Origin of the sequence: Bradyrhizobium sp. SEMIA, from assembly GCF_014844175.1 — a bacterium.
GTDB classification, from domain to species: domain Bacteria; phylum Pseudomonadota; class Alphaproteobacteria; order Rhizobiales; family Xanthobacteraceae; genus Bradyrhizobium; species Bradyrhizobium arachidis.
This window is the reverse complement of the sequence record NZ_CP046601.1, coordinates 6,915,895-6,933,892: the sequence shown is the minus strand read 5'-3', so window position 1 is coordinate 6,933,892 and position 17,998 is coordinate 6,915,895. Positions and strand designations below refer to the sequence as shown.

16 protein-coding genes are annotated in these 17,998 nt (G+C 65.1%); 6 read left to right on the top strand and 10 right to left on the bottom strand.

The genetic code is table 11. From position 1 onward, the window contains the following. Positions 1-24: 24 nt before the first annotated feature. From FOM02_RS33535 to FOM02_RS33525, 3 genes are all read left to right on the top strand, one after another. On the top strand, positions 25-1,710 hold the full coding sequence (locus FOM02_RS33535) for a long-chain fatty acid--CoA ligase (RefSeq protein ID WP_027561408.1): 1,686 nt from the start codon (positions 25-27) through the stop codon (positions 1,708-1,710). Positions 1,711-1,726: 16 nt separating this feature from the next. Next, on the top strand, positions 1,727-2,281 hold the full coding sequence (locus FOM02_RS33530; RefSeq protein ID WP_027561409.1) for a DUF924 family protein: 555 nt from the start codon (positions 1,727-1,729) through the stop codon (positions 2,279-2,281). A gap of 120 nt (positions 2,282-2,401) precedes the next feature. Beyond that, positions 2,402-2,887, top strand: coding sequence for a peroxiredoxin (locus tag FOM02_RS33525; protein ID WP_008543132.1), 486 nt, complete (start codon positions 2,402-2,404; stop codon positions 2,885-2,887). Between the two features lie 355 nt (positions 2,888-3,242). On the opposite strand, the gene rnhA is transcribed toward FOM02_RS33525, so the two are convergent. From rnhA to ispH, 3 genes are read right to left on the bottom strand one after another with little or no spacing between them, the layout of a single operon-like run. Further along, positions 3,243-3,707, bottom strand: coding sequence for a ribonuclease HI (gene rnhA / locus FOM02_RS33520; protein WP_027561410.1), 465 nt, complete (start codon positions 3,705-3,707; stop codon positions 3,243-3,245). Then, a complete protein-coding gene (locus FOM02_RS33515; protein WP_027561411.1) occupies positions 3,704-4,687 on the bottom strand; it encodes a homoserine kinase in 984 nt (327 codons plus the stop codon). Before FOM02_RS33515 ends, rnhA begins: the two co-directional genes overlap by 4 nt. 6 nt (positions 4,688-4,693) lie before the next feature. Further along, complete coding sequence (ispH, locus tag FOM02_RS33510; RefSeq protein WP_027561412.1) at positions 4,694-5,662, bottom strand: 4-hydroxy-3-methylbut-2-enyl diphosphate reductase; 969 nt, start codon at positions 5,660-5,662, stop codon at positions 4,694-4,696. A gap of 264 nt (positions 5,663-5,926) precedes the next feature. Between ispH and FOM02_RS33505 the strand changes: the two genes are divergently transcribed. Next, complete coding sequence (locus FOM02_RS33505; RefSeq protein ID WP_027561413.1) at positions 5,927-6,622, top strand: DUF1013 domain-containing protein; 696 nt, start codon at positions 5,927-5,929, stop codon at positions 6,620-6,622. 158 nt (positions 6,623-6,780) lie between these two features. On the opposite strand, the gene FOM02_RS33500 is transcribed toward FOM02_RS33505, so the two are convergent. The 4 genes from FOM02_RS33500 to FOM02_RS33485 all read right to left on the bottom strand — a co-directional run bounded on the left by FOM02_RS33500 (position 6,781) and on the right by FOM02_RS33485 (position 11,843). Further along, on the bottom strand, positions 6,781-7,050 hold the full coding sequence (locus tag FOM02_RS33500; RefSeq protein ID WP_027561414.1) for a hypothetical protein: 270 nt from the start codon (positions 7,048-7,050) through the stop codon (positions 6,781-6,783). Positions 7,051-7,285: 235 nt separating this feature from the next. Next, the gene (locus FOM02_RS33495) at positions 7,286-9,196 is read right to left on the bottom strand and encodes a propionyl-CoA synthetase (protein WP_027561415.1); all 1,911 of its coding nucleotides are present in this window, start codon (positions 9,194-9,196) and stop codon (positions 7,286-7,288) included. Positions 9,197-9,476: 280 nt separating this feature from the next. Then, positions 9,477-10,916 carry a tetratricopeptide repeat protein gene (locus tag FOM02_RS33490; RefSeq protein ID WP_084334588.1) on the bottom strand — a complete coding sequence of 480 codons (1,440 nt, stop codon included), beginning with the start codon at positions 10,914-10,916 and terminating at the stop codon, positions 9,477-9,479. 132 nt (positions 10,917-11,048) lie between these two features. Then, complete coding sequence (locus tag FOM02_RS33485; protein WP_265440616.1) at positions 11,049-11,843, bottom strand: tetratricopeptide repeat protein; 795 nt, start codon at positions 11,841-11,843, stop codon at positions 11,049-11,051. A gap of 80 nt (positions 11,844-11,923) precedes the next feature. On the opposite strand from FOM02_RS33485, the gene FOM02_RS33480 reads away from it, so the two are divergent. Together FOM02_RS33480 and FOM02_RS33475 are read left to right on the top strand one after the other, a co-directional pair. Further along, positions 11,924-13,501, top strand: a complete 1,578-nt coding sequence (locus tag FOM02_RS33480) for a cation:proton antiporter (RefSeq protein ID WP_084334590.1) — start codon at positions 11,924-11,926, stop codon at positions 13,499-13,501. 69 nt (positions 13,502-13,570) lie between these two features. After that, on the top strand, positions 13,571-14,341 hold the full coding sequence (locus FOM02_RS33475) for a hypothetical protein (RefSeq protein WP_027561418.1): 771 nt from the start codon (positions 13,571-13,573) through the stop codon (positions 14,339-14,341). A 185-nt stretch (positions 14,342-14,526) separates the two neighbouring features. Here FOM02_RS33475 and FOM02_RS33470 read toward each other — a convergent pair whose 3' ends face one another. The 3 genes from FOM02_RS33470 to FOM02_RS33460 are packed head-to-tail and all read right to left on the bottom strand — an operon-like array spanning position 14,527 to position 17,870. Further along, positions 14,527-15,333: an SDR family NAD(P)-dependent oxidoreductase gene (locus FOM02_RS33470; protein WP_027561419.1), complete on the bottom strand. Its 807-nt coding sequence runs from the start codon at positions 15,331-15,333 to the stop codon at positions 14,527-14,529. Positions 15,334-15,381: 48 nt separating this feature from the next. Next, positions 15,382-15,795: a DUF1850 domain-containing protein gene (locus FOM02_RS33465; protein WP_035730438.1), complete on the bottom strand. Its 414-nt coding sequence runs from the start codon at positions 15,793-15,795 to the stop codon at positions 15,382-15,384. Then, a complete protein-coding gene (locus tag FOM02_RS33460; protein WP_035730440.1) occupies positions 15,756-17,870 on the bottom strand; it encodes a TRAP transporter permease in 2,115 nt (704 codons plus the stop codon). The genes FOM02_RS33465 and FOM02_RS33460 overlap by 40 nt, the downstream gene beginning before the upstream one ends. Between the last annotated feature and the right edge of the window lie 128 nt (positions 17,871-17,998).

Here is a 17,998-nt window from a genome sequence, read left to right as displayed (position 1 = left end):
CAGGTGTAAGAGAGGGGAGTTTCCATGGAGCGCATCTGGCTCAAGCAATACCCGCCCGGCGTGCCCGCCGACATCGAGCCGACGCAATACGCATCGCTGGTCGACCTCCTGGAGGAGAGCTTCACCAAGTTCGCCGACCGCAAGGCGTTCATCTGCATGGACAAGTCGATCAGCTATCGCGACCTCGACCAGATGTCGCTGGCGCTCGCCGCCTACCTGCAGGGCCGCGGCCTGCAGCGCGGCGCCCGCGTCGCGATCATGATGCCGAACGTGCTGCAATATCCGGTCGCGACTGCGGCCGTGCTGCGCGCCGGCTACGCGGTGGTCAACGTCAACCCGCTCTACACCCCGCGCGAGCTCGAGCATCAGCTCAAGGATTCCGGCGCCGAAGCCATCATCGTGCTGGAGAACTTTGCCCACACCGTCGAGCAGGTGATCACGAAAACGCCGGTGAAGCATGTCATCGTCGGCAGCATGGGCGATCTGCTCGGCTTCAAGGGCATGATCGTCAATCTCGTCGTCCGCCGCGTCAAGAAGATGGTGCCGGCCTTCTCGCTGCCGGGCGCGGTGTCCTTCAACGACGCGCTCGCGACCGGCCGCAGCCTGACCTTCAACAAGCCGAAGCTCTCGCCCGGCGACGTCGCCTTCCTGCAATATACCGGCGGCACCACCGGCGTCTCCAAGGGCGCCACGCTGCTTCACCGCAACATCGTCGCCAACGTCTTGCAGAACGATGCCTGGCTTCAGCCGGCGCTGGCGCAGCCGCCGCATGTCGAGCAGCTGATGATCGTGTGCGCGCTGCCGCTCTATCACATCTTCGCGCTGACGGCGTGCTACCTGCTCGCGGTGCGCGCCGGCGGCTGTAACCTGCTGATCCCGAACCCGCGCGACATCGCCGGCTTCGTCAAGGAGCTCGCAAAATACCAGGTCAACAGCTTCCCGGCGGTCAACACGCTCTACAACGGGCTGATGCACCATCCTGATTTCAAGAAGCTCGACTTCTCCAAGCTGAAGATCTCCAACGGCGGCGGCATGGCGGTGCAGCGCCCGGTGGCCGAGCAGTGGAAGGCGGTGACCGGCTGCTTCATCGCCGAAGGTTACGGCCTGTCGGAGACCTCGCCGACGCTGACCTGCAATCCCGCGACCACGACCGAGTTCTCGGGATCGATCGGCATCCCCGTGCCCTCGACCTGGATCTCGATCCGCGACGACGACGGCAACGAAGTCCCGCTCGGCCAGCCCGGTGAGATCTGCGCCAAGGGCCCGCAGGTGATGTCGGGCTACTGGAACAGGCCGGAGGAGACCGCCAAGGTGATGACCGCCGACGGCTATTTCCGCACCGGCGACATCGGCGTGATGGACGAGAGGGGCTACACCAAGATCGTCGACCGCAAGAAGGACATGATCCTGGTCTCCGGCTTCAACGTCTATCCGAACGAGATCGAGGAAGTGATCGCGAGCCACCCCGGCGTGCTCGAATGCGCCGTGATCGGCATCCCCGATTCCAAGTCGGGCGAGGCGGTGAAGGCCTTCGTGGTCAAGAAGGACCCGAACCTTACGGCGGAGGACGTCATCAGGTTCTGCCAGGAGCAGCTCACCGGCTACAAGGTGCCCAAGCACATCGAATTCCGCACCGACCTGCCGAAGACCAATGTCGGCAAGATCCTGCGCCGGCAGCTGCGCGACGAGAAGAAGGCCGAGGCGGCGTGAGCCGCATCGCGGATTCATGACTGACGTGAGCGACAACACGCCGGCCGGCATTCTCGCCTTCTGGCGCGAATCCGGCCGCGAGCGCTGGTACGAGCGCGATGACGCGTTCGACGCCGAGGTCAGTCGGCGCTTTCTGGCGCTGTGGCAGAAGGCCGTCGCCGGCGAGCTGGCGTCATGGGAAGACAGCGACGACGGCGCGCTCGCGCAGGTCATCGTGCTCGACCAGTTTCCCCGCAACATGTTTCGCGGCACACGCGAAGCCTTCGCCAGCGACGCGCTGGCGCGCGAGGTCGCCCGCCGCGCCATCGCGCGCGGCGTCAACAAAAGGGTCGATCCGATCCTGCTTGAATTCCTCTATCTGCCCTTCATGCATTCCGAGCACCTGCCCGATCAGCTGCATTGCGTCGCGCTGTTTGAAAACACCGACAATGCCGAAAACCTGAAATACGCCCGCCTGCACGCCGACATCATCCAGCGGTTCGGCCGCTTTCCCCACCGCAACCCCCTCCTCGGCCGCGACACCACCGCGGAGGAGCAGGCCTTCCTCGACAGCGGCGGTTTTGCCGGTTGATGACATCGCGGTGAAGGGCGGCCGCCCCCACGGCTTTGCGCATCACTTCCCTTGCCGGCAATATTGTGCAGGCCGGCGCCACGGTCTAAAAAGCGGGACCGATTTTCAGGGAGACTGACGATGGCGATCCAGACTGGCGACAAGCTGCCCGAGGCGAAATTCCGCGTGATGACGGCGGAAGGCCCGCAGGTGAAGACCACCGACGACATCTTCAAGGGCAAGAAGGTGGCGCTGTTCGCCGTGCCCGGCGCCTATACCGGCACCTGCCACAAGATGCATCTGCCGAGTATCTTCCTCAACGCCTACGCCATGAAGGACAAGGGCGTCGACACCATCGCCATCGTCTCCGTCAACGACGCCTTCGTGATGAACGCCTGGAAGCGCGACACCGACCAGCGCGACGAGGCCATCTTCCTCGCCGACGGCAATGCCGAGTTCGCCAAGGCGATCGGCATGGAGCTCGATGCCTCCGCCAACGGCCTCGGCATCCGCTCCAAGCGCTATTCGATGCTGGTCGAGGACGGCGTGGTCAAGAAGCTGAACCTCGAGGCGATGCCCGGCAAGGTCGAGGTCTCCGGCGGCGATACGCTGCTGGGACAGCTGTAAGCTTTAGGCGCCGTTCTTAGCCACAAATGACACTGTCATGCCCCGGCTTGACCGGGGCATCCAGTACGCCGAGGCTTCTCGGCTCAATCACAACCGCCTCTGGAATACTGGATCGCCCGCCTTCGCGGGCGATGACAGTTGAGAATGAGGCGGTGCCGTAGGGTAGGCAAAGGCGCGTCAGCGCCGTGCCCACCATCTTGCCTCGATTGAAAAAAGGTGGGCACGCTTCGCTTTGTCCACCCTACGAGACTCGGGCAGCTGTAAGCTTGAAGTCATTCTGGGGCGCGCGAAGCGCGAACCCGGAATCTCGAGATTCCGGGTTCGGTGCTACGCACCGCCCCGGAATGACGGAGCACTACTCCCCCACCCGCTGCTGCAACCGCGCCTTGACGATTCCGTCCCGCGCGAGCTGATCCGCCCGCTCGTTCTCGGGATGGCCGGCATGGCCCTTGACCCAGTGCCAGCGGACGTCGTGCTGCTTCAAGGCCGCATCGAGGCGCTGCCATAGCTCGACATTCTTGACCGGCTTCTTGTCGGCGGTGCGCCAGCCGTTGCGCTTCCAACCGTGGATCCACCCGGTGATGCCCTGCCGGACATACTGGCTGTCGGTGTAGAGATCGACGGTGCACGGCTTCTTCAGCGCTTCGAGCGCGGAGATCGCCGCCATCAATTCCATCTGGTTGTTGGTGGTATGGCGCTCGCCGCCGTTCAGCTCTTTCTCCTTGTCGCCGAACTTCAGGATCGCACCCCAGCCGCCGGGCCCCGGATTTCCCGAGCAGGCACCGTCAGTATAGATCGTGACAACGGGCTTTTCGCTCACGCAACCAGTCCTGACGGCATCAGCCCGTAATCGCGCACGCCGGAAACACTCTGGTGGAAGCGCAGCTTGCGAAAATATTCCAGCGGATCCTTCGGCTTGACCAGCGCGCCCGGCGGCACGTTGAGCCAGTCCACCAGCCGCGTCAGCAGGAAGCGGATCGCAGCGCCCCGCGCCAGCAGCGGCAACGCGGCCTCCTCGGCTTCGCTCAGCTTTCGCACCCGGCCATAGGCATTGAGGAAAGCGCGCGCCTTGGTGACGTTGAAGGAATGATCCGGCTCGAAGCACCAGGCGTTGAGGCAGATCGCGACGTCATAGGCCAGCATGTCGTTGCAGGCGAAGGTGAAGTCGATGATCCCCGAGAGCTTGTCGCCGAGAAAGAAGACGTTGTCGTTGAAGAGGTCAGCGTGGATCACGCCCTCGGGCAGATCGGTCGGCCAGACGCCACTCGAGAGATGGTCGAGCTCAGTGGCAAGGAAGCTGCGCAGGCCCGGCTGCACCTCGTCGGCGCGACTTGCCGCCGCGTCAAACAACGGCCGCCAGCCCGCAACCGAGAGCGCATTGGCGCGCTTGATCGCGAAATTCGCGCCGGCCAGATGCATCCTGGCGAGCCCCTCGCCGACGCCGGCGCAATGCGCAGCGTTCGGCTTGCGCGGCCAGACGCCTTCGAGAAAGGTGATGATCGCGGCGGGGCGCCCCGACAGCTCACGCAACGCCTCTCCGTCTTTGGCCTTCACCGGCAGCGGACAGGTCACGCCGTGCTCGGCCAGATGCGTCATCAGCGCGAGGAAGAACGGCAGATCGTTCTTCGCCACGCGCTTCTCATAGAGCGTGAGGATGAACGAGCCTTTGCTCGTGTGCAGCAGGAAGTTGGAATTCTCTACGCCCTCGGCGATGCCCTTGTAGGAGAGCAATTCGCCGAGATCGTATTGCTTCAGGAAATCCGCAAGCTCGTCGGCGGCAACGTCGGTGTAGACCGCCATAAAAGTCTACTCAGCGGCGGCTTCGGGGCGCACCTGACGCGGCAGCGGGAAGAACTCGTTCTCTTCCGCGGCCGAGACCGTCTCCACATGCAGCGTGTAGCGCTCGGCGAAGGCGTCCATGATCTCCTCGACGATCACTTCCGGCGCGGACGCGCCCGCGGTGATGCCAAGGCTCGAGATGTTGCCGAACTTGTCCCAGTCGATGTCGGCGGCGCGCTGCGCCAGCACGGCGATCTTGCAGCCCTCGCGCTCCGCGACCTCGCGCAGGCGCTGCGAGTTCGACGAATTGGGCGCACCGACAACGATCAGCGCGTCAACCACCGGCGCCACCTTCTTCACCGCGAGCTGGCGGTTGGTGGTGGCGTAGCAGATGTCTTCCTTGTGCGGGCCGTTGATGTTCGGGAAGCGCTCCTTGAGCAGCGCCACGATCTCGGCGGTATCGTCGATCGACAGCGTGGTCTGGGTCACGAAGGCGAGGTTGTTTGGGTCCTTCGGACTGATGGTCTTGGCGTCCTCGGCGGTCTCGATCAGGGTAACGGCGCCGGTCGGCAGCTGGCCAAGCGTGCCGACCACCTCGGGATGATGCGAATGGCCGATCAGGAAGATCTCGCGGCCGCGCTTGAAGTGGATCGCAGCCTCGCGATGCACCTTGGTCACCAGCGGGCAGGTCGCATCCAGCGAGAACAGGTTGCGGGATTGGGCGTCGGCCGGAACCGACTTGGGGACGCCATGGGCCGAGAACACGACCGGCGCGGTGGTGTTTTCGGGGATTTCGGCCAGCTCCTCGACGAAGATGGCGCCCTTCTTCTTCAACCCATCGACGACGTACTTGTTGTGCACAATCTCATGGCGAACATAGACGGGAGCGCCGTACTTATCGAGCGCCCGTTCCACGGTATCGATCGCCCGGACCACCCCGGCGCAGAAGCCGCGGGGAGAACAAAGCACGATCTTGAGGTCTGGTTTGGCTGACATTGAGCGATCTCGGGACCGAATCACCCGTTTCGCCTTCTGGCGGGGGCGGTCGATGGCTGGAAAGGGCTAAAAAGGGTTTGCTTGGACTTTACCGGGTCTGCAAAGGGAATTGGGCCCCCTTTCGGGCGCTGTCAAGGCACTATCTATAGCAGAACCATTGCGTGGCTAGCCCCTCCCGGCTTATATAGCGCGAATTCCCTGTCATCGCTGATGACTACCGGTTTCGCCTCCAGAGGGGTGGGCGAAGCACAAAGGAGATTTGCCATGAGCAACGCACCTCTGATGCCCAAGGCGACCGCCGTCTGGCTGCTGGACAACACCGCGCTGACCTTCGACCAGGTCGCCGATTTCACCAAGATGCACCCCCTCGAGGTGCGTGCGATCGCCGACGGCGACGCCGCCCAGGGCATCAAGGGCATGGACCCCCTCTCCAACGGCCAGCTCACCCGCGAGGAGATCGAGAAGGGCGAGAAGAACCCGGATTACCGGCTCCGCCTCCAGGAGAGCAAGGTGGTGCTGCCGCCCCAGCCTAAGCGCAAGGGCCCGCGCTACACCCCGGTGTCGCGCCGCCACGAGCGCCCGAGCGCCATCCTCTGGCTGCTGCGCAGCCATCCGGAGCTCAAGGACGCCCAGATCATGCGCCTGGTCGGCACCACCAAGAGCACCATCGCCAGCGTGCGCGACCGCACGCACTGGAACACCTCGCAGCTGACCCCGATCGACCCCGTCACGCTCGGCCTCTGCTCGCAGATCGAGCTCGATTTCGAGGTGCAGCGCGCGGCGAAGGAAAAGCCAATCGACGCAGCCTATGGCGGCGCCACCCTGCTGCCGGCCTCCGAGACCACCAAGAAGGACGAGTACGAGCCGGCGGAGAAGTCCAGCGACGACCTCAACGTCGACGCCGTGTTCGCCAAGCTCAAGACGCTCGGCGGCAAGAAGCACGAGGACGACGAGGAGTAAGGCTCCGCTCTTCGTTGACGATCGAATGCAAACAAAAAGCGCGGCAGGGAAACCTGCCGCGCTTTTGTTTTGTGGAAGCGTCACCCTCGATGTCGTGGCGTCAATGCCTCTCGCGGTGCCGCTGACCGAATGCGGGGCGCACGATGCGGCACTTCACATTACGGCCGCTCGGGATGGTTCAGCATATATTCGCCGAGATCGCGCTGGCGGCGGTCGGCGCGGGCGGTCGCGGCATTGCGCTGGACGTCGCGGTCCTTGCGGCAGGCCACATATTCGGGCGAGCCCTGGGCGTAGCCGCGGCTCTGGCACACCGCATCGTCATCGTCGCCGCCCATCGCCACCGGCGTCTGGTAGCGCGCCGAGCAGGCGGAAAGAGCGATGGCGAGAGCTACGGCTGCAAGCAGGCGCGGCGCGGTGGCGAGTGGCATACGAGGTCCTCGATTGGTCGGCCCTGTTTAGCGCGGAATGAGGAGATTGTAAGTCCCGGACGCCGTTCCCCACTCGCTGTCATTCCCCGCGAAAGCGGGGAATCCAGTACTCCGCGGCGGGCATTGGAGCACACAACTCCGGCCGCGGAGTACTGGATCACCCGCTTTCGCGGGTGATGACAGCAGAGGTTGGAGCGGCGGGGGCGTCCCGGTGGCACGACGGCCGGAGATCGCGTCACACTCGCCCCTTCAGCGCCTCGCCGATCTCATCCAGCACCTTGGGGTCCTCGATCGTGGCCGGCATGGTCCAGGCCTCGCCATCGGCGATCTTCTTGATGGTGCCGCGCAGGATCTTGCCGGAGCGGGTCTTGGGCAGGCGGCCGACGGTGATGGCGAGCTTGAAGGCGGCGACGGGGCCGAGCCGCTCGCGCACCAGCGCGACGATCTCCTTCTCGATCTCGTTCGGTGTGCGCTTCACGCCGGCTTTCAGCACCAGGAAGCCGCAGGGCACCTCGCCCTTGATCGCATCCTTGACGCCCAGCACGGCGCATTCGGCCACGTCAGGATGCGAGGCCAGGATCTCCTCCATGCCGCCGGTGGAGAGCCTGTGGCCAGCGACATTGATGATGTCGTCGGTGCGGCCCATCACGAAGACATAGCCGTCCTCGTCCTTGTAGCCTGCGTCCGAGGTTTTGTAATAGCCGGGGAATTCGCTGAGGTAAGCCTCCTTGAAGCGCGCATCCTGATTCCACAGCGTCGGCAGGCAACCCGGCGGCATCGGCAGTTTGATGACGATCGAACCCATCGTGTTCGCAGCAACCGGCCTTGCCGCTTCATCGACGACGTCGACCTGATAGCCCGGCATCGGCACCGTCGGCGAGCCGTGCTTGACCGGCAGCATGCCGAGGCCGACCGGATTGCCGGCAATGCACCAGCCGGTTTCGGTCTGCCACCAATGATCGATCACGGGCACCTTCAGCTGCTGCTCCGCCCACTCCACCGTCGGCGGATCGGCGCGCTCGCCGGCGAGGAACAGCGTGCGGAATGTCGACAGGTCATATTGTCGGATGAACTTGCCGTCCGGATCCTCCTTGCGAATGGCGCGGAACGCGGTCGGCGCGGTGAACAGCGCCACCGCCTTGTGCTCGGAGATGACGCGCCAGAACGCGCCGGCATCGGGCGTGCCGACCGGCTTGCCCTCATACATGATCGAGGTCGCGCCATGCAGCAGCGGGCCGTAAATGATGTAGCTGTGGCCGACCACCCAGCCGATGTCGGAGCCGCACCACCAGACCTCGCCCGGCTTGACGCCATAGAGGTTGAACATCGACCATTTCACCGCGACGAGATGACCGCCATTGTCGCGCACGACGCCCTTGGGGATGCCCGTGGTGCCCGAGGTGTAGAGGATGTAGAGCGGATCGGTGGCGGCGACGGGCACGCAAGGCGCCTTCTTGCCTTCGTTCAGCGCCTTGCGGCGCAGGCTTGCCCAATCATAATCGCGCCCGGGTGTGAGATCGCAGACGAGCTGGGGACGTTGCAGCACGATGCAGGCCTTGGGCTTCGCAGACGCAAGCTTGATCGCCTCGTCGAGCAGCGGCTTGTACTGCACGATGCGGCCCGGCTCGATGCCGCAGCTCGCGGAGAGAATGAGCTTCGGCTGCGCGTCGTCGATGCGGGTGGCGAGCTCCTTTGCCGCAAAGCCGCCGAACACCACCGAGTGCACCGCGCCGATGCGCGCGCAGGCGAGCATCGCGACCACGGCTTCCGGCACCATCGGCATATAAAGGATGACGCGGTCGCCCTTGGCGACGCCGAAATCCTGCATCACGGCGGCGAGCGCCTGCACCTCGCCGAGCAACTCCGCATACGTGAATTTGGTGATGCTGCTGGTCAGCGGCGAATCGTGGATCAGCGCGACCTGGTCGGCGCGGCCGCGTTCGACATGGCGGTCGAGCGCGTTGTAGCAGGTGTTGACCACGCCGCCGGTGAACCAGCGGCCGTAGACGCCTTGCGAGGCATCGAAGATCTTCTTCGGCGGCTCGATCCAGTCGATCTCCTTGGCCGCCTCGGCCCAAAACCCTTCCGGATCGGCCAGCGAGCGCGCATGGACCTCGTGATACTTGCTTCCACCCTGGGCGTTCATTCCGCGCTCCCGTTCCCTTTATTCGCCTGGCCCTGACCTTGCGGCACGACGGACGTCCCGCCATGACCCGGATCAAGTGCCGGCCTTGTTTGAGGGCTATTTTCCCGGGAACGGGCCGCGGTTCAAGCTGAAAAGGATGGGCCTTTTGGTAGGCGGGAAGAAAGGCCATCGAGGCAAGCTGGAGCCACAGCAAAGGTGGGCCCTCTCCCCCCCTTGCGGGGGAGAGCGGGAGAGAGGGGTGGCCACGAACTCAGTCTAGAGTTTGTGGCTCCCCCTCTCCCTAACCCTCCCCCGCAAGGGGGGAGGGAACGCAGTGTGCGCGTAGAGGCTTCTCAGCCCTCTCCTCCATCGCATTCAACCGCTGCAACCGATCCTGCATGACCTTCTTCAGATCATAGCCGGGGCGGCGGAAGCTCGCATCGCGCGTGACGAGGAAATCGCGCTGGGACTTGCGCAGATCATCCGCCGAGCGCCGGTTCAGGGATTTCAGCACGCGCTCATAGGTCTCCGCGATCCGGCGATCGAGCATGCCGAGCTGCGGATCGGCGCAGATCACCTTCTCGACCTCGCGCTTGGCGCTCGCGCAATCGAACGACGGGCCATTGCCCGAATTCGCCGCGAGCGGACGCGGCGCCTCGGTGCCGAACTTCGCGATCTCCGCCATCGTGGTGCGGCGGCCATTCGCGGCGTTCTCGTTGCCGGGATCGAGCTTCAGCGCGGTTTCGTAATCGGCCAGCGCATTCCTGCGCTCGCCCATCTTCTTGTAGAGCACGGCGCGATTGTTGTAGGTCAGCGCGAAATTCGGATCGAGTTTCAGCGCAGCCTCGTAGTCGCTGAGCGCCGCCCCAAACTCGCCCTTGTACTGATAGGCATCGCCGCGGTTGGTGAAAAAGTTCGGCCGCGGCACGAGGCGCAGCGCCTGATCGTAATCGGCGATCGCCTTGTCGTATTCGCCCATCGCGGCCAACGAGAGGCCCCGATTGTCGTAATATTCCGGCACTTTCGGATCGAGCCTGATCGCCTCGCCGTCGTCGGCGACCGATTTGTCGAGCTGGCCGAGCTTCTTGTAGGCCGCGCCGCGATTGGTGTAGCTGCGCGGCCGGTTCGGATCGAGCCGCAGCGCTTCGCTGAGATCGCGGATCGCCTTCTCGTTGTCGCCGCCGAGATAATAGGTCACGCCGCGGTCGGACCAGGCCTGCGCATAATCGCCCTTCAGCTTGATCGCCTGGTCGTAATCGGCAAGCGCCCGGTCGAGCCGGCGCTGGCTGGTATAGACCACGCCGCGCAGCTCGTAGGCCTCCGCATCCTGCGGGTCGAGCTCGATCGCCTTGCTGAGGTCGGAAGCGGCACGGTTGAGGTCGCCACCGGCCTCGCGCAGCAAGTCGCCGCGCAGGCGCCAGGCCTTTGCGTTCTTGCCGTCGAGCGCGATGGCGCGGTCGATGTCCCGCAGCGCCTGGGTGAGGCCGCCCGAAGTGCGCGCATTGGCGTCGGCGCGCACCAGCAGCGCCGCGGCACGGTCGCTCGTCGAATTCGAAGCCTGGTCGATGATGGCGCTGCAGGCCGGGATCAGCTCGGCCGGAGCGGCCTTGGTGCCCATGACGCAGTCGGCGGCAGAGGCTGGAGCAGCAAGGGCCAGGCTCATCGCCGCGCCGAGGAGGAAGCTACGCAGCGAGATCTTGGCAAACGGGAACGTTTGCGCGGAAGAAGGCGTGCCGCACATCAGGAAGGCTCCGTGACATCAGGTTTTCACCATTGTCGCGGCGGGAAAAGAATGGGTTCAATTTGGACCTGTTAGGGATGCACCGGCGCATCGCCCCCTCGCCCCGCTTGCGGGGAGAGGCGAAGGAGGCACTCAATACCCGTCCACGCCGTTGATCCGCTGCAGCCGCTCCTGCATCGCCTTCTTCAGATCATACCCCGGCCGGCCGTACCCAGCATTGCGCCGGGCGATGAACTCGTCCTGCTCGTGCTGGATCTTGCGCGCCTCCGCCGGGCTCTGGGCTTCGCGGATGGCGCGCAAATGCGATCCGTAGATCTCGCGGTCGAGATCGGCGAGCTCGCGGCTCGCGCAGATCGCCTTCTCGACGGCGCGGGATGCGCGGGCGCAGTTGAAGCTGGGCTTGCCGGCGACCGCCATCTGCGCCCCGATCCGCTCCAGCTCGCGCGCCATCGCCTTGTGATTGGCCTTGGCCTTCTCGTGGTTCGGATCAATCTTGAGCGCAGCGCCGAAATCCTGCACCGCCTTGGGCTTGTCGCCCTTCTTCAGCCAGAGCTCGCCGCGCGCGTTGAAGATATCGGCGAGCGTGGGGTCGAGCAGGAGCGCGCGGCTGTCGTCGGCGATCGCGCGGTCGATCTGGTCATGCCGCGCATAGAGCGCACCGCGCGCGATCAGCGCCTTGACCAGGTCCGCCTTCGCCGTCTTCTCGTTGTCGATCACGGCCGCGCAGGCGGCGGCGGCCTTGTCGATGTCGTCGGCCGCGGTCGCCGCGAGGCATGGCGCGACATCGACCGGCGGCACGCGAGGCATGGCGCCGACATCGACCGGCGGACGCGGCCGGCTCGCCGCCGTCGCGGCATGGGCTGCGGCGAGCGAGAGCGCGGAGAGCAGAACGACACCTGCCAGTTGAATGAGATTTTGAAAACGCATGCTCGTTGCAGTCGGAAGGTCGTCTTCGGTCTTGCCTTGAGGCCGTACTATCCACCATACGGCCGGATTGGTGCTAGCTTGTGGCGCCGCTCAAATTGGTCTCGGGGATCGACGTGTCGACATTCGAATGGATCATCGCGCTTCTGCTCGGCGCCGTTGCATTATCGGCGGCGGCGCGTCGGATCAAGGTCCCCTACCCGACCTTTCTGGCCATCGGCGGCGCCCTGATCGCTTTCGTGCCGAACAGCCCGTCCTGGACGCTCGAACCCGACCTTGCCTTGGCGCTTTTTGTCGCACCGGTGCTGATGGACGCCGCGTTCGACACCTCGCTGCGCGATTTGCGCAACAACTGGGTTCCGGTCTCCACCCTGGTGGTGGCCGCGGTTGGCCTGACTACGATCGGCGTGGCTTTCGTCGCGCACCGGCTGATGCCCGACATGCCCTGGGCCGCGGCCATTGCGCTCGGCGCCATCGTGGCACCGCCGGATGCCGCAGCCGCGGTTGCGATCCTGAGCCAGGTGAAGCTGCCCTATCGGATGGTGAAGGTGCTGGAGGGCGAGAGCCTGCTCAACGACGCCAGCGCGCTGCTGATCTATCGCATCGCGGTCGGTGCGGTCGTTATGGAGCACCTGAAATGGAGCGAGGTCGCGCCGACGATTGCGCTCGGGCTGGTCGGCAGCGTCCTCGCTGGTCTTCTGGCGGGACGCATCATCCCGCTGTTCCTGGAACGCGTGAAGGAGGCGCCGAGCGCGATTATCGTCCAGTTCGCCACCACCTTCATGGTCTGGATCGCGGCTGAGCATCTCGGCCTCTCCGGCATCCTCACCATCGTGGTCTACGCCATCACCATCGCGCGCACGGCGGGCGCGCGCATGCCGGCACGGCTGCGGGTGCCGTCCTATGCGGTGTGGGAGACGATCGTGTTCGTCCTCAACGTGCTCGCCTTCATGCTGATCGGCATGCAGATGCGGCCGATCTGGACGCGGCTGGATACGGAAGTGCGCTGGGAATATTGCGTAGCCGCAGCCTGGATCCTGCTCACGGTGGTGCTGGTGCGGCTCGCCTGGATCACCTTCTACCGCACCACGCTGCGCGTGCTGATCGCGCGCGGGCTCTATCATCCGAAGGATCCCAAGGCCGTCGCCTCGCCGAAAGGCGGCCTCATCATCTCCTGGTGCGGTATGCGCGGGCTCGTCACGCTCGCCACCGCGTTCGCCCTGCCCGAGAATTTTCCCTATCGTGACTTCATCGTCTTCATCGCCTTCGCGGTGGTGCTGGGCTCACTGATCATCCAGGGCCTGACCCTGCGCCCGCTGATCCTGGCCTTCGGCCTCAAGGACGACGATCCCGTCGGCCTCGAGGTCGCGCGCGCCCGCGCGGTCGCCTATCGCGCCGCGCTCGATGCGATCGAAGACGATCCCTCGGAGGAAGCCGAAATCTTGCGGCTCGAATACCGCGCCATCCTGATGCAGGCGGATGACGATCCTGACGGCGGAATCGCCCACGGCCGTCTCCCCGCCGACGCGCTGCGCCTCCGCGCCATCGAGGCTGCGCGCAAGTCGATCCTCGGCCTTCGCGATACCGAAGTGATCGGCGACGATGCATTCCACCGGGTCGAGGAAGAGCTCGATCGCGCGGAGTTGAGCGCCGGGGGATAGGCAACGTGCGCCAGATCACACAAGCGATCCGGCGTTGAACCTGATGGTGTCGTCGTAGACACATTCCTGATGACGACCTTGATCGACGACCGTCGTGTACGCGCGCGTGATGCGTCGCCTGCACGATATTTTTATCTCCACATGGCCCTGGCCTGCGCGGCCACTGCATTCCTCGGCTTCGCACCGACATATTGGATGCCGCTCGTCCACCGGACATTTTCCGCAAGCCCGGTGATTCATTTTCACGGATTGTTGTTCTTCACCTGGACGCTTTATTTCGTGCTCCAGACCTGGCTCGCGGCTTCTGGCCGCGTGGTCAATCACCGCGCGCTCGGCATCGCCGGCGTGTCGCTTGCGACCGCGATGACGATCTTCGGCTTCCTCGCCTCGGTCACGTCGATGAAGCACGCCGCGGCGCTCGGGCAGACCGACGCCGGCATCGCCTTCTCGATCGTGCCGATGAGCGGCATCGCGTTCTTCGCCATCGTGTTCGTGCTCGCGATCATGAACACGCGCAGGCCCGAGCTTCACAAGCGCCTGATGCTGCTCGCCGCGGTCTCGATCCTCGATGCCGCGATCGCGCGCTGGTTCCTGACCTTCCTCGCCCCTCCCGGACCGCCCGGCCCGCCGCCGGTGCCGGTCACGATCGCCCCGGCAGTGGTCGCCTCGCTGCTGCTCGTCGTCGCCATGGTGCGCGACTGGCGCACTGAGGGCCGCGTGCACCCGGTCTACATCTACGGCACGCTCGCGATGCTGGCGGTGAAGTTCCTGAACTGGCCGATCAGCGAGACCGCGGCGTGGCATTCGTTTGCCGGCGGGATTCTGGCGCTGGCGCAGTAGGGCGCCAAACACTCCACTGTCGTCCGGACAAGCGCAGCGAAGCGAAGCGCCGATCCGGGATCCATAGCCACAGGGAGTGGTTTGGCGAAGACTCGGAGTTACCAGCTCGCGCGACGACTTCTCCCTGTGGTTATGGGTCCCGGGTTCGCGCTTTGCGCGCCCCGGGACGACAGCGGAGATTGGGGCTACGCCCCCGCCTTGCACGTGATCCCGCCGTCGACCACGAGCTCGATCCCCGTCACATATTTCGACTCGTCCGACGCCAAAAACAGCGCCGCATTCGCGACGTCCCAGGCATCGCCCATATGCCCCATCGGCACCTGCGCGTCGCGGGCGCGCCACATCGCTTCCACGTCGCCCTTGGCGTAGCTGCTGGCGAGGCCCGCCGAATGCTCCACCATCGGCGTCTTCATCAGGCCGGGCAGGATCGCGTTCACCCGGACATGATGGCGCGCGAACTCGATCGCGGTGGTGCGCGTCATCTGATTCATCGCCGCCTTCGAGGTGCCGTAGGTGACGTAGGAGATGCCCATGTGGCGGATCGAGGCGATCGAGGAGATGTTGATGATCGAGCCGCCGCCCTGCTTCACCATCACGGGGATGACGTGCTTCATGGCGAAATAGGCGCTCTTGAGGTTGACGCTGAAGACGCGGTCCCAGCTCTCCTCGGTGACCTCGACCACGCTGCCCATCTCGGCGATGCCGACATTGTTGTCGAGCACGTCGATGCGGCCATAGGCCTTGAGGCACGAAGCGACCATCGCCTCGATTTCGGCAGGCCGCGCGACGTCGGCGGTGAAGGCCGCCGCCTTGCCGCCTTCGCCGGTGATGATCTTCGCGGTCTCCTCGGCCGCCGCGCCGTTGCGGTCGACGCAAAACACCTGCGCACCCTGACGCGCGAAAGTCACCGCGGTCGCCTTGCCATTGCCCCAGCCCGGCCCGATCGAGCCGGCGCCAACCACCATCGCAACCTTGCCCTTGAGCCGATCCATCGCGTCTCTCCCGTGTTGTTGTTCTGATTGTAGCCCGGGCGTGGCGGGCTACGGATCGCTGCAAATCTTCATCGTGGTGACGTTAGCACCGATGGGATGGCCGACAATCTCCGAAAGCGTCTGGCACGTACCGTGATGGCACAGCCGCCATTCTCCTGCCGCGCCGGAATTGCCCAGCACCACCTCCGGCATCGGCGCGCGTTTCGGTTGCCATTGAAACCAGCCGTCGACCAGCCGCGCCTCGGGTGGCGGCTCCATTCCGGGCCCGGTGCCTTTGACGCGGGCCTGCACCAGCTCAAGGCCGGCGGGCGTCACGCGCCAGTCTTCCTGCCAGTCGACCCTGGCGATCGAATGCGTCCACACCAGCGTGAAGGCGGACAGCGCGAGCGCCTTCACGCCTCCCGCTGTTGCGAAGCAGAGGCTCACACCGCCTCGACTGCTGCCGGCGGGCGCTGCCGCCACTGCCACAGCACCAGCGCAGCCGAGAGCACGAAGCCCGCGGTGTCGCTGAAGGCGAAATCGCCGAGCAGGCACATCGCGGCGCCGAGCGCGACCACACGTTCGAGCAGCGTCAGCCGCGTGAACAGGAAGCCGATCGCCACCATGCCGAACAGCGCGATCGCCACCAGCGCCTTGAAGCTCGCGAGCGCCACCGCGCCGTAGAAGCCGAGCTTGGCCGCCATGGGATCGCCGGCCTGCAGCATCAGCGCAGGCGAATAGACGAAGATGAACGGAATGACGTAGCCGGCAAGCGCAATGCGCATCGCCTCCCAGCCGATCTTGTCCGGATTCTCCTTCGCGATCGGCGCCGCCGCAAGCGCGGCGAGCGCCACCGGCGGCGAGAGGTCGGCCATGATGCCGTAATAGAACGCGAACATGTGGCTCGCGATCAGGGGCACCCCTAACTTCGCCAGCGCCGGCGCGGCCAGCGCGGCGGTGATGATGTAGGTCGGGATGGTCGGAATGCCGGTGCCGAGCAGGATCGACAGCAGCATGGTCATGATCAGCGCCAGGAACAGGCTTTTCTCGCCGAGCCCGATCACCCAGCTGCCGAAGATGGTGCCGACGCCGGTCTGCGACATCATGCCGATGATGACACCGACGATGGCGCAGGCCATGCCGACGGTGATGGCGGATTTGGCGCTCTCGGCCAGCGCATCGCGGCACTCGCGCAAGGCCTTCAGCCCGCCGCGGATGAAGGCCGTGATCACGATCAGCCCGACCACGACGCTCGCGACCGGCACGATCTGGAGGCCGTCACGCGACAGCGCGGCGACGACCAGCGCGAGGCCGACCCAGAAGATGGTGCGGATCACATTCGAGGACGCGCCGGTCGTGATGGCGGTGCCGAGGATCAGGGCCACCGTGAGCGCAAGGCCCATGCTGCCGGCATAAAGCGGCGTAAAGCCTTCGAATAGCATGTAGACGAGAGCGGCGAGCGGGAGCACGAGGTACCAGCGCGTCACCAGCGCCTTCCACGCGCTCGGGATCTCCGAGCGTTTCATGCCGACGAGGCCGTGCTTGCCGGCTTCCAGATGCACCATCCAGAACGCCGAGGCGAAATAGAGGATTGCGGGGATCGCAGCGGCCTTGACGATCTCCGAGTACTGGACGCCCAGCGTCTCGGCCATGATGAAGGCGACTGCACCCATCACCGGCGGCATGATCTGGCCGCCCATCGAGGCCGTCGCCTCGACGCCCGCGGCGAAGGCGCGGCGGTAGCCGAACTTGATCATGAGGGGGATGGTGAACTGGCCGACGGTGACGACGTTGGCGACGCCCGAGCCGGAGATCGTGCCCATCATGCCCGAGGCGAACACCGCGACCTTGGCAGGGCCGCCGCGGGTGCGGCCGAACAGGCCGAGTGAGACGTCGGTGAAGAGCTGGATCATGCCGGCGCGCTCCAGGAACGAGCCGAACAGGATGAACAGGAAGATGTAGGTCGCCGAGACGTAGATCGGCACGCCGTAAAAGCCTTCGGTGCCGAACGACAGATGCGTGACGATCTGGTCGAAATCATAACCGCGATGATTGAGCGGCGACGGCAGGTATTGCCCGAAGAACCAGTAGAGCAGGCACGCGCCGCACATCAGCGGCAGCGCCGCGCCCATCAGGCGCCGCGTGCCCTCGAAGATCAGCACGGCAAGCAGCGTGCCGACCGCGAGATCGAGCTTGGTCGGATCGCCGTCGCGCGCGATCAGATCGGCATAGAATATCCATTGATAGAGCCCGCAGAAGAAACCGGCGGCGCCGATCACCCAGCCGAGCGCACGGCCCGCATTGCTCTTCGCGGTGAAATTGGCGATCAGTCCGAAGGTGAGCAGGACCAGGAAGCCGACATGGACGCCGCGCACCACCTGGCTCGGCAGATAATTGAAGGCGGCGACATAGAGCTGGAAGGTCGCGAACGCGATGCCGACCCAATAGGCGAGCGTGCCCCACCAGCCAGGGCCGAAGCCTTCCGGAAAACCATGCTCGAAATTATCGAACTCGACCTTGATGGGCGCCGCCGCGGTGCCCTCTGTCTTTTCCAGCATTTTAAATCGTCCTCAGCCGTCCAGCGCTTATAGCTTGGCACGGTCCACCCGCGCCGTCATGCCCGGGCTTGTCCCGGGCATCCACGATCTTTCTCGCCTGCCCATAGAACGTGGATGGCCGGGACAAG